We start from the raw sequence: 13,246 nt of genomic DNA, 5'->3' as shown, positions 1-13,246 counted from the left end.
GCTCATCTAGGGAGATCACCATGCAACTCGGCCTGATCGGTCTCGGCCGCATGGGTGGCAACATGCGGGAACGACTGCGTGCAGCGGGGCACGAAGTCGTCGGATACGACCAGAACCTGGAAGTAAGCGACGCCGCGAGCCTGGCCGAGCTGGCCGGGAAACTGGCCGCCCCGCGCGTCGTCTGGACCATGGTGCCGTCGGGCCAGATCACCGAGGACACCATCACCCAGCTCGCCGAGGTGCTCGAGCCGGGCGACATCGTCATCGACGGTGGCAACTCCAAGTTCACCGACGACGCCCCGCGCGCCGAGCGGCTGAAGGTCAAGGGCATCCACTACCTCGACGTGGGTGTGTCCGGCGGTGTCTGGGGCATCAAGAACGGCTACGCCCTGATGGTCGGTGGCGACGCCGCCCAGGTGGAGCACTGCAAGCCGATCTTCGAGGCGCTCAAGCCGGCCGGGGAGTTCGGTTTCGCGCACGCCGGCACGCACGGCGCCGGGCACTACGCGAAGATGGTGCACAACGGCATCGAGTACGGCCTGATGCACGCGTACGCCGAGGGTTACGAGATCCTCAAGGCCTCGGAGTACATCCACGACGTGCCCGCCGTGATCAAGTCCTGGCGCGAGGGCAGCGTCGTCAAGTCGTGGCTGCTGGACCTGCTGGACCGGGCTCTCGACGAGGACCCGGAGCTGGACGCCCTGAAGGGCTACGCGGACGACACCGGCGAGGGGCGCTGGACGGTCGACGAGGCGGTTCGTCTCGCCGTACCGGCGCATGTGATCGCGGCTTCGCTCTTCGCCCGTTTCCAGTCCCGCCAGGAGGACTCGCCGGCCATGAAGGCGGTCGCCGCGCTGCGCCAGCAGTTCGGTGGACACGCCGTCAAGCGCTGATCCATGCACGTACGCCGGGTCGAGCTCACCGACTTCCGTTCGTATGAGCGAGTGGCGGTCGATCTCGACCCCGGCGTGTCCGTGCTGGTCGGCCAGAACGGCATGGGCAAGACCAACCTGATCGAGGCCCTGGGGTACGTCGCCACACTGGACAGTCACCGGGTGGCGATGGACGCGCCGCTGGTGCGGGCCGGGACCAAGTCGGCGGTGGTCCGGTGCGCTCTCGTCCACGATGGACGCGAGCTGCTGGTGGAGCTGGAGATCGTGCCGGGCCGGGCGAACCGGGCCCGGCTCAACCGGTCGCCGGTGCGCCGGCCCCGGGACGTGCTCGGCGCGCTGCGGATGGTGTTGTTCGCCCCGGAGGATCTGGAACTGGTCCGGGGCGATCCGTCGGAGCGGCGCCGTTATCTGGACGATCTGCTGGTCGCCCGGCAGCCGCGGTTCGCCGGGGTGCGTGCCGACTACGACCGGGTGATCAAGCAGCGCAACGCCCTGCTGCGCAACGCCTACCTGAACCGCAAGGTCGGTGGCACCCGCGGGCAGGATCTGTCGACGCTCGAGGTCTGGGATCAGCATCTGGCGCGGCACGGGGCGGAGCTGCTGGCCGGGCGGCTGGAGTTGGCGGCGGCACTGGGGCCGCACCTGACCAAGGCGTACGACGCGGTCGCCGCCGGGCGGACGGCCGCCGCCATCGCGTACGCCTCGCGGTTGGGGGATTCTCTGCCCCCGGATCGTCCGGCCCTGGAGGCGGCGATCCTGGCGAAGCTGGCCGAGCGCCGGGTCGCCGAGACCGAGCGGGGCACCACCCTGGTCGGCCCGCACCGCGACGATCTGGCGCTGAGCCTGGGCGACCTGCCGGTGAAGGGTTACGCGAGCCACGGTGAGTCGTGGTCGTTCGCGCTGGCGTTGCGGCTGGCCGCGTACGACCTGTTGCGCTCGGACGGCATCGAGCCGGTGCTGGCGCTGGACGACGTCTTCGCCGAGTTGGACACCACGCGGCGGGAAAGACTGGCGGCGCTGGTGTCGGACGCGGGACAGTTGCTGGTGACGTGTGCGGTTCCGGAGGATGTGCCGGCGAGCCTGCGCGGGGCTCGTTACGACGTGACGACGGGATCGGTGACCCGTGTTTCCTGACTCTGACCGAGATCGGTCCGAAGAGCGGCCTCAGCGCTTCACAGAGGCCCGTGAGGACCTGTGGGCGGGGTTGGATGAGGCTCGGGAGCTCCAGGGGTCCTCCGGGGGCTCTGAGCGTGTTTCCGGGCCGAAGGCGGACAACGATCAGCTCGTCGGCCCGGAGCTGGCGCGGGCCGTGCTGGACGCCGCGCTGGCCCGCCGGCGGGAGGCGGCCCGGGCGCCGCGCCGCCGGACCGGGGCCGGCGCCGATCAGTCCGGTGGCCGGCGGCTGCGCGGCTATTCCGGGTCGGGACCGGATCCGCGGGATCCCCAGCTGTTCGGGGCGATGCTGGAGCGTCTGGTCAAGACCCGTGGCTGGGAGAAGCCGAAGGCCGAGGCGACGGTCTTCGGGGCCTGGGAGAAGGTGGTCGGGCCGAACGTGGCCGCGCACAGCCGGCCGGTGAAGCTCGACGGCGGGGTGCTGGAGGTCGAGGCGGAGTCGACGGCGTGGGCCACCCAGTTGCGGATGCTCGCCGCGACACTGCTGCGGCAGATCGCCGACGAGCTCGGCCACAACGTGGTGACCAGGCTGAACATCCGTGGTCCGGTGGCGCCGTCGTGGAGCCGTGGGCCGCGCCGGGTGCAGGGCCGTGGGCCCCGGGACACGTACGGCTGAAACCAAACGGCCTTCTCATGCGTCTGATAAGCATGGTCTCGCAACTGCGCCGCGTCCTGGTCCTGCTGCTGCTCGCCGTGGCGCCGGTTCTCAACACCGGCCCCGGAGTGACACTTGTCACTTTCAATGACTCGATGGCGTGCGGCGCCTCGAATTCGTGTGACGACGTGGAGCTGCAGGCGCGGATGCACCGCGAGGTGGAGGACCGCACCCGGATCTTCTGGACCGGGTCGGGGATCGTCCTGATCGCGGTGGTGGGTGGCCTGACCTGGCTGGTCCGCCACCCGAGGACCGCGCGTCAGTAAGCAGCTCGGGAGCCGGCTCGGGAGCCGGCCAGGGAGACCGCTCAGTAGTCGGCGAACACCGCGAAGCCGCGGTCGGCGCACCGGCGGTAGAAACCGGCCAGGATCGCCAGTTCGGTACGGGCGAAGCTCCAGTGCGGGGCGTTGCCGGCGTCGTCACGCAGGGCCGCGAGCCGCTGGTCCAGCCAGCGCAGCTGCTGCTCGGGCAGGCGGCCGGCCGAGATCGCGGTCCGCAGCACCTCGGTGACGGTGTCGAAGGTGACCAGGTCGTCGTACTTCTCGTGGCCCTCGACGAACCGCTCCAGGCCGCCGGCGATCCACGCGCAGCCGTCCGGGTCGATGACCGGGTCCTCGTCCTCGGCCGCCGCGTCAGTGGCGTAAAGCACACCTTCCAGACCGAGCAGAAGATCGACCAATTCGGTGTACGCCGTGGCACGCACCGTGCCGGTCTTGGCGATGTGCAGCGCCAGCGCTCCGGTCGGCGCCGCGATCTCGGGCCGGTCCGCGATCGCTCCGAAGTCGACGAACTCGGCGGGAGCCACCGGGTCGTAGTACTGGTTCGTCCGCGGCCAGTGCACCGCGACGTTGTCCAGGCCCTTGTCGTGCGCCATCCTGGGCCACCCCTCCTCGACCTGCCCTGCGACCGCCTGACCATCTCCGGCCCGCGGGCGAGGTTACGACACAGGCCCTCGACGTTGTCGAGCAGTGTCGCAGTGAGTGCGTGCCGGGGACCGCAGGCGCGCCCGACTGCTGGGGCTGCCGCAGCGTTTGCCGTTGCGCGGGGCGGCTGTGCCGTGTAGGGGATTACGTGGGTAGCGCCTCAAATCGCGCTACGGCACTCTCAGGCACCCGGAAGGGGTGCCGGACCCTCGCCGATTCGATTCGGCGGAGTAGAATCGACAGCGACCGGGAAAACTGTGCTTGACGTTGCGGAGGGCCACCGGGCCGTCCCTCATCGTCACGCTATGCGGTTTTTCCAGCCGATCACGATCCGCGGGCCGTCCGCGGCGACCGGCGCGCACGGTTCCACCGGTGGTCCGCATCCTTCTCGCGGTGTCATCCCTGGTCTCCCGTGTGCTGCCGGCCGCCGTCGAGGGTCCGCCAACCCCGTAGCGGGGCCACACCGGCCCGGCACGAGAAAGTGGCCGAGGGTGTCTGAGAATCAGCAGGAGTACGGTGCCGGCTCCATCACCGTGCTCGAAGGCCTGGAAGCAGTCCGCAAGCGTCCCGGTATGTACATCGGCTCCACCGGTGAGCGAGGCCTGCACCACCTGGTGTGGGAGGTTGTGGACAACGCCGTGGACGAGGCGCTGGCCGGCTTTTGCGACACCATCGACGTGATCCTGCTGCCGGACGGCGGCGTCTCGGTCACCGACAACGGCCGTGGTTTCCCGGTCGACCTGCACCCGACCCTGAAGAAGCCGGGTGTGGAGGTCGCCCTGACCGTGCTGCACGCCGGTGGCAAGTTCGACGGCCAGGCGTACAAGGTCTCCGGCGGTCTGCACGGCGTCGGCGTCTCGGTGGTGAACGCGCTCTCGACGCGGATGGCCGTGGAGATCCAGAAGGACGGCTTCTGGTGGCGGCAGAAGTACGAGTACTCGGTGCCCGGCGAGCTGGTGAAGGGCGAGCCGACCGACAAGCTCGGCTCGACCGTGCAGTTCTGGCCGGACCCGGACATCTTCGAGACCGTCGAGTTCGACTACCAGACGATCTACCGCCGGCTCCAGGAGATGGCGTTCCTGAACCGGGCCCTCACCATCAACTACACCGACCAGCGGCCGGACCAGCTGGACGAGAACGGTGAGGCCCGCCGCGTCTCGTTCATGTACGAGGACGGCATCGCCGACTTCGTGCGGCACCTCAACGCCAGCAAGAGCGCCATCCACAAGACCGTGATCCAGTTCGACGCCGACGTGCCCGAGGAGGGCATGGGCCTCGAGATCGCGATGCAGTGGAACGAGTCGTACGGCGAGTCGGTCTACACCTTCGCCAACCGTATCAACACCCACGAGGGCGGTACGCACGAGGAGGGCTTCCGGGCCGCGCTGACGAGCATCGTCAACCGCTACGGCATCGAGAAGAAGTTCCTCAAGGGCGACCAGAAGCTGTCCGGTGAGGACATCCGTGAGGGTCTCGCCGCGATCATCTCGGTGACCCTGGCGAACCCGCAGTTCGAGGGCCAGACCAAGACGAAGCTCGGCAACACCGACATGAAGAGCTTCGTGCAGAAGGTCGCGAACGAGCAGCTCGCCGACTGGTTCGACCGGAACCCGGCGGACGCCAAGATGATCATCACGAAGGCGGACCAGGCGGCCCGCGCCCGGATCGCCGCCCAGCAGGCCCGCAAGCTGGCCCGGCGCAAGTCGCTGCTGGAGTCCGGCTCGATGCCCGGCAAGCTGGCCGACTGCCAGTCCACCGACCCGCGCGAGACCGAGCTGTTCATCGTCGAGGGTGACTCGGCCGGCGGTTCGGCCAAGTCCGGGCGGGAGAGCCGGATCCAGGCGATCCTCCCGATCCGCGGCAAGATCCTCAACGTGGAGAAGGCCCGGATCGATCGGGTACTGAAGAACAACGAGGTCCAGGCGCTGATCACGGCCATGGGCACCGGCATCCACGACGAGTTCGACATCGCGAAGCTCCGGTACCACAAGATCATTCTGATGGCCGACGCCGACGTCGACGGCCAGCACATCCAGACGCTGCTGCTCACCCTGCTGTTCCGCTTCATGCGGCCGATGGTCGAGCTGGGCCACGTCTACCTCGCGTCCCCGCCGCTCTACAAGCTCAAGTGGAACAAGCGGGGCGACGACGCGCAGTACGCCTACTCCGACCGCGAGCGTGACGGCCTGATCGCTCTGCGCCAGCAGAAGAAGCCGAACGCCAAGCCGGACGACATCCAGCGGTTCAAGGGTCTCGGCGAGATGAACTACGACGAGCTCTGGGACACCACGATGAACCCGGACACCCGCACCCTGCGTCAGGTCACCCTGGACGACGCGGCCGTCGCCGACGAGTTGTTCAGCGTGCTGATGGGTGAGGACGTGGAGGCCCGCCGGTCCTTCATCCAGCGCAACGCCAAGGACGTCAGGTTCCTCGACATTTAAGTTTCGAGAGCCGTATCCACAGCGTATGGCTACTTTCCACAGTGTTATCCACAGCCTTATGCCCGTTCCGGCAGCATTTGCCCGGTACCACCTTGAGTAAGGGTTAAAAGTGACTGACACTCCCGAGCCCCCCGGCGACGACGAGACCCCGGCCGATCCGGGCGGCAACGTCTCACAGCGCATCGAGCCGGTCGGCCTCGAAGTCGAGATGCAGCGGTCGTACCTCGACTACGCGATGAGCGTCATCGTCGGCCGTGCGCTGCCCGACGTCCGGGACGGCCTCAAGCCGGTGCACCGCAAGATCCTCTACGCGATGTACGACGCCGGCTTCCGTCCCGACCGCGGTTACGTCAAGTGCGCCCGCATCGTCGGCGACGTGATGGGCAACTACCACCCGCACGGCGACTCGTCGATCTACGACGCCCTGGTGCGCATGGGGCAGCGCTGGTCGCTGCGCTACCCGCTGATCGACAGCAACGGCAACTTCGGCTCGCCGGGTAACGACCCGCCCGCAGCCATGCGGTACACCGAGGCGAAGCTGTCGCCGCTGGCGATGGAGATGCTGCGGGACATCGACGAGGACACCGTCGATATGCAGGACAACTACGACGGGCGTACCAAAGAACCGACGATCCTGCCGGCCCGGTTCCCGAACCTGCTGGTCAACGGCTCCGAGGGCATCGCGGTCGGCATGGCCACCAAGATCCCGCCGCACAACCTGGGCGAGATCGCCAGCGCCGTCCAGTGGCAGCTCGACAACCCCGAGTCGGACGAGGCGACCGCTCTCGAAGCGATGATCGAGCTGGTCAAGGGTCCGGACTTCCCGACCAAGGGCCTGATCGTCGGCCAGTCGGCGATCAACGACGCGTACCGGACCGGCCGTGGGTCGATCCGGATGCGCGCGGTGGTCGAGGTCGAGGAGGACACCCGCGGCCGGCCGTGTCTCGTGGTGACCGAGCTGCCGTACCAGGTGAACCCGGACAACCTCGCCGAGCGCATCGCCGAGCTGGTCAAGGAGGGCAAGCTCACCGGCATCGCCGACATCCGGGACGAGTCGTCCGGCCGTACCGGCATGCGGCTGATCCTGGTCCTGAAGCGCGACGCGGTCGCCAAGGTCGTGCTGAACAACCTGTACAAGCACACCCAGCTGCAGGAGACGTTCGGCGCCAACATGCTGGCGATCGTCGACGGGGTGCCGCGCACGCTCAACCTGGCGCAGTTCATCCGCTACTACGTCGACCACCAGATCGAGGTCATCCAGCGGCGGACCGCCTACCGGCTGCGCAAGGCCGAGGAGCGGGCCCACATCCTGCGCGGTCTGGCCAAGGCGCTGGACATGCTCGACGAGGTCATCGCCCTGATCCGGCGCTCGACCACGGTCGAGGACTCCCGCCAGGGCCTGATGCAGCTGCTCGACGTCGACGAGGTCCAGGCGACCGCGATCCTCGACATGCAGCTGCGCCGGCTCGCCGCCCTGGAGCGGCAGCGGATCGTCGACGAGCTGGCGAAGATCGAGATCGAGATCGCCGACTTCAAGGACATCCTCGCCAAGCCGGAGCGGCAGCGGACGATCATCTCCGAGGAGCTGGCCGAGATCGTCGCGAAGTTCGGCGACGAGCGGCGCACCCAGATCATCCCGTTCGACGGCGAGGTCTCGATGGAGGACCTCATCGCGCGCGAGGACGTTGTGGTGACGATCACACGTACCGGATATGCCAAGCGCACGAAGACCGATCTGTACCGGTCACAGAAGCGCGGCGGCAAGGGCGTCAGCGGCGCCACGCTGCGGCAGGACGACATCGTGTCGCACTTCTTCGTCATCTCCACGCACGACTGGATCCTGTTCTTCACGAACAAGGGCCGGGTCTACCGGGCGAAGGCGTACGAACTGCCCGAATCGAGCCGGGTGGCCAAGGGACAGCACGTCGCGAACCTGCTGGCCTTCCAGCCGGACGAGCAGATTGCGCAGATCATCCAGATCCCGGACTACGAGGTCGCGCCCTACCTTGTGCTCGCCACTAAGAATGGGCTCGTGAAGAAGACGCGCCTGGACGAATTTGACTCCAACCGCAGCGGTGGCATCATCGCCATCAACCTGCGGGAGGACGACGAATTGGTGGGCGCGGCGCTTGCGGCTCCGGAGGACGACCTGCTCCTGGTCTCCAAGAAGGCGCAGGCCATCCGATTCAACGCCACCGACGAGGCACTGCGCCCGATGGGCCGTGCGACGTCCGGTGTGATCGGGATGCGATTCGGTGAGGCCGACGAGCTTCTCGCCATGGAAGTGGTCCGGCCGGACATGGATGTGTTGGTCGCCACCAATGGTGGGTATGCGAAGCGGACACCCATCGAGGAGTATCCCGTACAGGGCCGTGGCGGTAAGGGGGTACTGACCGCCAAGATCACCGAGCGTCGTGGTGGACTTGTCGGCGCTCTGGTGATCAGCCCGGAGGATGAACTGTTTGCCATCACCAGCAATGGTGGTGTCATCCGGACTCCCGTGAAGCCTGTACGGCGCACACGGGATCGGAACACAATGGGGGTCAAGCTGATGGACCTCCCAGAAGGTGTAACCATCGTGGCGCTTGCTCGCAATGCCGACGAGCCTGACGAACAGGACTAGTTGATGCCGGAGACACAGGCGAAGTCGGGGGGCACGGGGACCTCAGCGACTCCGGACGATGCGGCGAAGAAGGACACTGCCGCTTCATCCGGTCGCGAGACCACAGGGCGTGCCTCTGTCCCCGCCGATTCCCCGACGACGCCGAAGTTCACCAGAGCGCCGGGGATGGCCCCGCCGCCCGGTGAGCCCGCGGCCGGCAGCGCCGACGGTGCGGACAAGCGGCCGGGGGTGCAGCCACCCGTGAAGGGCGCGGCCTCCGTGCCGGTCGTCACCAAGGGCAAGGGTGCCGCGCCCGGAACCACACCCGGGCGCCCTGGTGGGAGCGTGACCGGTGCGGCGACGCCCGGTGCCCCCCAGGCCCCGGCGCGGCCCGCCAGCGCGTCAGCGTCGGCCTCAGTGGCCGCGCCCGGCGCCGCGAAACAGCGGACCGGTGGCTCCGCGGCGGCTCCGGCCGCCGGCGGCGCCGCCGCGGTCGGTGCGGCCCGTGTCTCCGAGGCGGTGCGGTCGGCCCGGTCCACCGTGTCGTCGGCCGCTGCTCGCGGACCCCGTCGCGCCCGGCTGAACCTCAAGCGGATCGACCCCTGGTCGGTGATGAAGTTCGCGTTCGCAGTGTCGATCGTGCTCTTCATCGTGGTTGTCGTCGCGACGTCGGTGCTCTACCTCGCCCTCGACACGATGGGTGTGTGGAGCTCGGTCAACGGCAACCTGCAGGACCTGGTGACCGCCAGCGGCGGCACGGAAGGCGCCACCAGCGGCACCTTCCGGATCACCGCCTGGGGTGTCATCGGCACGTCGATGCTGATCGGCGCGGTCAACGTGGTGCTGTTCACCGCGCTGGCGACGCTGAGCGCGTTCATCTACAACGTGTGCGCGGACCTGGTCGGCGGCATCGAGCTGACGCTGGCCGAGCGGGACTGACGATTACTGATCGGGTTGGGGGGACCCCCGTTTTGGAGCCCTCCAACCCGATGCGGTAATGTTCTGTCCGCAGGTGAGGGGCTATAGCTCAGTCGGTTAGAGCGCAGAGCTGATAACTCTGAGGTCGATGGTTCGATTCCATCTAGCCCCACGAGTGGCGGGTGGCCCTTGTTCGCGGAGATCGCGAACCGGGGCCACTCTTCATTTCTGCTGACCTGGGGGCCGAGCCCCCAGACCCCCGCGTTACGGTGATTGCGGCTCGTGGATCGCTTGCGGCTACGGCAATCTATTGTTGTACGGGGTTCAGTTGTCTCGTCCAGCGGTGTTAGGGGTGCGGTTCAGTGTTGAAGAAGCTCCTGATCATTGCCGGTGTCGTCGGTGTGGCGGCTCTGGTGGTCAAGAAGGTCAAGGCCTCCAGCGACGAGCGTGCTCTGTGGCACGAGGCGACCACCGCTCCTGACCTGCGCTGACGCGGGTTACGGGGCCCTAGCTCAACTGGCAGAGCACCGCCTTTGCAAGGCGGGGGTTAGGGGTTCAAGTCCCCTGGGCTCCACTTTTAGGCCTGTGACCAGGCCGTTTGCAAGTCCAAGATCCGCCGGGACCACTTCGGGACATGTCAGTTGTGGTCACCGTCGGCCGGCTGTGGTTGGTTTGAGCGCCTTGCCGGTGATATTTCTGCGTTTCTCGGTCTGTGGCCAGTGCGCGAACGTCTCTGATGTGATCGACAGCAGCTTGTGGCGCGACGCCCGTCGCACGGCCCTTGGATCGCCAGAGAATCTCGAAGTCTTCTCGTTGCCTGTGCCGTAGATCGCTGTATCCGGTCCAGGACGGGCTGACTTCATCGCGCTCTCCGGGAGCAGCGTGCCGCCCGCGGGTCGGGACACCGTTCAGCTCACCGCCGCTCCATGGCGGCTTCCGGTCCGGTGGCGCCAGGGGGTAGCGGGGCTGAGAGCTGCGGTGGCGGCCTGTCCCTGGGGTGCGGTCTTCGGCTATCGGGCGTGTGGGTTGCGTGGCGGCAAGATCGATACGGCGGCGTTGCGGGTGCCGAAAAACGAGTGGTTCGGCGGTGCTGAGCATCCCTGATCTTTGATCTACTGACGCGGTGAGACGTCGTGCCGTCCTGCTCCTGACCCTGGCTCCGCTGGCCGGTTGTGGTTCGCCGAGTTCTGCGGAGCCTGTCCCTTCGATGGATCCGTCGGCGGACCTGAGCTGGCCGGCCCGGAGTGCGGACCTCAGCCATGGGTTCTGCTTCACCATGGTGCGTGACATCCATCCGTACGAAATGCTCGGGGGTGAGGAGTTGCAGCGGGTCGAATGGCATCGGGTCGTCGGGCCCGGTGACGGCGAGGCCGGGGTCCGGAGCAGGTATTTCATCGGTATCGCCCGGGTCGGGGACTGGTCGGTCATCGTCGAGGACAACGGGACGCTCGGTGTGACCGGCTCGATCGTGGCTCCGCTGTCGGCTGAGGGCGGCGAGGTGGTGGCGTACCGCGGCGGTGGGGGTGGCCCGGGTCGGCTCCTGGTTTTTCGCGACGGGAACCTGGCTCTCGATCTGGACACCTCGGCGCCGGAGGATGCGGGCGGCAGCGATGCGGGCGGCTTCCGGTCCGAATTGGTCGCTTCAGGACTGATCGGCGGTACGAACGTGAGCGAGCCCACTGGACCGGCGCTGCGGTTCCTGGCCGCCCGTACCGGAGTTCCGTTGACTTTGGAGTTGTTGGCGGAACGGACGTATCTGCTGGTCACCGTTCCGCAGGCGTAGGTCCGTATATGCCCGTTCTTCAGGTGGACGAGTTATCCACAGAGGAATGAAGGAACTCTGCGGGGCTCGATTCATCCAGCTAGCCTGCAGAACGTGGACGAACGAAGACGGGCCGCCGCCGTGATCGTGCGGGATGGGCGTGTGCTGATGGTGCACGAGCGCAGCCGGCGATCCGGGGGCGGCGAGTGGTGGACCCTGCCCGGGGGTGGGCTGCGTCCCGGGGAGAGCGCCGAGGAGGCGGTGCGGCGTGAGGTGTTCGAGGAGACCGGTCTGATCGTCGGCGATGCGCGTTACGTGCTGGAGATGCCGTACCCGTCCGGGATGACGTCGGTGTTCGCGGTCACCGTCGCCGACGGGGAGCCACGGGTCGGGCGGGACGACGGGTTCGGGCCGGAGCAGCTCGGGATCGACTGGCTGCCGGTTCCCGAGTTGCCGATCGAGACGGCCGGGGTGCCGGTGCCGCCGTTGATGGTGGTGCTGCCGGCCATGCCCGGTCCGGCGTCGCCGGTTTCGAGCCCACCCAGCCCGGTTCCGTCACCCGGCCAGGCTCTGTCACCCGGTACGGCTTCGTCATCCCGTGTGGCTTCGTCATCCGGTGTGGCTTCGTCATCCGGTGCGGCTTCGTCTGCTCCGGCTGATCCGCCCGCTTCGCGGAAGGTGCCACAGCAGGGGCGTGCCGGTCAGGTGCGAGGTGGGCCGAACCGGAATGATCGTCAGGCCGACGGGGCCGAGTCGGGCACCGGGTCGAGGAGCACCTCGGTCACGCCCGGCATCTCGCCGAGGGGGACGGACGACGGCTGGAAGGGTTCGGCGACGGCCCGGCGGCGTTCGACGACGAAGTAGGTGCAGGCCGCGGCGTAACCGATGGCGAGGATCGCGGTGAGTGCGCGGACCTGCAGCGACACGATCGACACGTTGGTGATGGCGGCGGCGAGGATCGCCCAGCAGCCGAGGAGCACGGTGTTGGCGGTGTCGGTGCGGTACCAGACGGTCTGCGACATGCGGCGGGCCTGACGCTGGATCTCGACGACCAGGGCGTGTGCCATCACAATGGCGAGGAGGCCGAGAAGCAGGGTCGCGAATATCGAGTGGTGCCCGCCGCCGACGGCTACGAAGGCCGTGGCACCGGCCAGAAGTGCGAGACCACTGACGGTCCCGATGCGTGCTTGCCGGCGATCCCTCACAACATCTGACGGTCGGCATGATCACCGAAGACCTGAGGATTTCACCGTCCCTCGCCGCCCCAACCCCGCCGATTCAGCTGCGTATGCCCCCATCCGGGTCTACTGTCCCGCTGGGGATGTCACACCCCACCCACCAGCGCTCATCTGCGCGCGGTGGCGTCGCACCTTCGCGCGGTGGCGTCGCACCTTCGCGCGGTGGCGTCGCATGCCGTCTCAGACCCGCCGCCGCATCCGTCATCCTCGACGGTCGCGACCGTGTTCACGCGGCGGTCGGGCAGGTACCGCGTATTGGAACACCGTCCCTCCCATCGCATGCTGGACGGCCAACGGTTGCGATGGCGGACCGTTGTCCCTCGCCAGGTGCCTGGTCAACTGTCGGCCGTCCCTCGGCGCCCCATACATTTTTCGGCTGCCCGTTCGCCGTTATCGTTCGCTGTTGCCTATCGGCTGCCGTCGCCTTTCAGTCGCTTGCTGTCCGCCGCTGACCCGCGGGTCGTCGTCCGTTGTCATTCGTCTGCTGCCCCTGCTGCTCCTGCTGCCGCCTGCTGTTGGTCGTGCTGCCCGCCGTCTGTCCACCGTCCGCCACCCGCTTGCCGACCACCGTCCGCTTGCCGACCACCGTCCGCTTGCCGACCACCGTCCGCTTGCCGACCACCGTCCGCTTGCCGACC

13 protein-coding genes, 2 tRNA genes and 1 pseudogene are annotated in these 13,246 nt (G+C 67.9%); 12 read left to right on the top strand and 4 right to left on the bottom strand.

Annotated features, from left to right (window positions below):
- Nucleotides 1-20: 20 nt before the first annotated feature.
- The 4 genes from gnd to Aco03nite_RS35950 all read left to right on the top strand — a co-directional run bounded on the left by gnd (nt 21) and on the right by Aco03nite_RS35950 (nt 2,987).
- Nucleotides 21-893 (top strand): phosphogluconate dehydrogenase (NAD(+)-dependent, decarboxylating), encoded by an 873-nt coding sequence (gene gnd, locus Aco03nite_RS35965; RefSeq protein WP_203804100.1) that lies wholly within the window; start codon nt 21-23, stop codon nt 891-893.
- 3 nt (nt 894-896) lie between these two features.
- The gene (recF, locus tag Aco03nite_RS35960; RefSeq protein WP_203804092.1) at nt 897-2,027 is read left to right on the top strand and encodes a DNA replication/repair protein RecF; all 1,131 of its coding nucleotides are present in this window, start codon (nt 897-899) and stop codon (nt 2,025-2,027) included.
- A gap of 163 nt (nt 2,028-2,190) precedes the next feature.
- On the top strand, nt 2,191-2,682 hold the full coding sequence (locus tag Aco03nite_RS35955; protein WP_239145720.1) for a DciA family protein: 492 nt from the start codon (nt 2,191-2,193) through the stop codon (nt 2,680-2,682).
- A gap of 17 nt (nt 2,683-2,699) precedes the next feature.
- On the top strand, nt 2,700-2,987 hold the full coding sequence (locus Aco03nite_RS35950; RefSeq protein WP_203804090.1) for a hypothetical protein: 288 nt from the start codon (nt 2,700-2,702) through the stop codon (nt 2,985-2,987).
- Between the two features lie 41 nt (nt 2,988-3,028).
- Here Aco03nite_RS35950 and Aco03nite_RS35945 read toward each other — a convergent pair whose 3' ends face one another.
- The gene (locus Aco03nite_RS35945) at nt 3,029-3,595 is read right to left on the bottom strand and encodes a hypothetical protein (RefSeq protein ID WP_203804087.1); all 567 of its coding nucleotides are present in this window, start codon (nt 3,593-3,595) and stop codon (nt 3,029-3,031) included.
- Between the two features lie 540 nt (nt 3,596-4,135).
- On the opposite strand from Aco03nite_RS35945, the gene gyrB reads away from it, so the two are divergent.
- From gyrB to Aco03nite_RS53425, 8 genes and pseudogenes are all read left to right on the top strand, one after another.
- Complete coding sequence (gene gyrB / locus Aco03nite_RS35940; RefSeq protein ID WP_203804084.1) at nt 4,136-6,088, top strand: DNA topoisomerase (ATP-hydrolyzing) subunit B; 1,953 nt, start codon at nt 4,136-4,138, stop codon at nt 6,086-6,088.
- Nucleotides 6,089-6,197: 109 nt separating this feature from the next.
- Nucleotides 6,198-8,711: a DNA gyrase subunit A gene (gyrA, locus tag Aco03nite_RS35935; protein ID WP_203804081.1), complete on the top strand. Its 2,514-nt coding sequence runs from the start codon at nt 6,198-6,200 to the stop codon at nt 8,709-8,711.
- 3 nt (nt 8,712-8,714) lie between these two features.
- Complete coding sequence (locus tag Aco03nite_RS35930) at nt 8,715-9,629, top strand: DUF3566 domain-containing protein (protein WP_203804079.1); 915 nt, start codon at nt 8,715-8,717, stop codon at nt 9,627-9,629.
- Between the two features lie 77 nt (nt 9,630-9,706).
- Nucleotides 9,707-9,780: transfer RNA gene (locus Aco03nite_RS35925), tRNA-Ile, on the top strand.
- A 190-nt stretch (nt 9,781-9,970) separates the two neighbouring features.
- Nucleotides 9,971-10,099 carry a DLW-39 family protein gene (locus Aco03nite_RS53430; protein WP_211304171.1) on the top strand — a complete coding sequence of 43 codons (129 nt, stop codon included), beginning with the start codon at nt 9,971-9,973 and terminating at the stop codon, nt 10,097-10,099.
- 10 nt (nt 10,100-10,109) lie between these two features.
- Nucleotides 10,110-10,182, top strand: a tRNA-Ala gene (locus Aco03nite_RS35920).
- A gap of 549 nt (nt 10,183-10,731) precedes the next feature.
- A complete protein-coding gene (locus tag Aco03nite_RS35915) occupies nt 10,732-11,391 on the top strand; it encodes a DUF6461 domain-containing protein (protein WP_203804076.1) in 660 nt (219 codons plus the stop codon).
- A 147-nt stretch (nt 11,392-11,538) separates the two neighbouring features.
- Nucleotides 11,539-11,766: pseudogene (locus tag Aco03nite_RS53425) on the top strand (NUDIX hydrolase); the annotation flags it as partial.
- On the opposite strand, the gene Aco03nite_RS53420 reads toward Aco03nite_RS53425, so the two are convergent.
- From Aco03nite_RS53420 to Aco03nite_RS35900, 3 genes are all read right to left on the bottom strand, one after another.
- Nucleotides 11,682-11,879, bottom strand: coding sequence for a hypothetical protein (locus tag Aco03nite_RS53420; RefSeq protein WP_239145721.1), 198 nt, complete (start codon nt 11,877-11,879; stop codon nt 11,682-11,684). The pseudogene Aco03nite_RS53425 and the gene Aco03nite_RS53420 sit on opposite strands and share 85 nt — an antisense overlap.
- Before the next feature lie 225 nt (nt 11,880-12,104).
- Nucleotides 12,105-12,575 carry a hypothetical protein gene (locus tag Aco03nite_RS35905; protein ID WP_203804073.1) on the bottom strand — a complete coding sequence of 157 codons (471 nt, stop codon included), beginning with the start codon at nt 12,573-12,575 and terminating at the stop codon, nt 12,105-12,107.
- A 460-nt stretch (nt 12,576-13,035) separates the two neighbouring features.
- The coding region (locus Aco03nite_RS35900) for a hypothetical protein (RefSeq protein ID WP_203804070.1) at nt 13,036-13,246 on the bottom strand (211 nt) is incomplete at its 5' end.

The organism is Actinoplanes couchii (assembly GCF_016862075.1).
Lineage (GTDB): Bacteria > Actinomycetota > Actinomycetes > Mycobacteriales > Micromonosporaceae > Actinoplanes > Actinoplanes couchii.
The sequence above is the reverse complement of the archived record's forward strand: the minus strand, read 5'-3'. Positions and strand labels throughout refer to the sequence as shown.

Bases quoted from the DNA above. Each gene is read 5' to 3' on its own strand.
- gnd (WP_203804100.1), top strand. From the start codon at position 21: ATGCAACTCGGCCTGATCGGTCTCGGCCGCATGGGTGGCAACATGCGG.
- Aco03nite_RS53420 (WP_239145721.1), bottom strand. From the start codon at position 11,879: ATGGCCGGCAGCACCACCATCAACGGCGGCACCGGCACCCCGGCCGTC.
- Aco03nite_RS35945 (WP_203804087.1), bottom strand. From the start codon at position 3,595: ATGGCGCACGACAAGGGCCTGGACAACGTCGCGGTGCACTGGCCGCGG.
- Aco03nite_RS35930 (WP_203804079.1), top strand. From the start codon at position 8,715: ATGCCGGAGACACAGGCGAAGTCGGGGGGCACGGGGACCTCAGCGACT.
- Aco03nite_RS35950 (WP_203804090.1), top strand. From the start codon at position 2,700: ATGCGTCTGATAAGCATGGTCTCGCAACTGCGCCGCGTCCTGGTCCTG.
- recF (WP_203804092.1), top strand. From the start codon at position 897: ATGCACGTACGCCGGGTCGAGCTCACCGACTTCCGTTCGTATGAGCGA.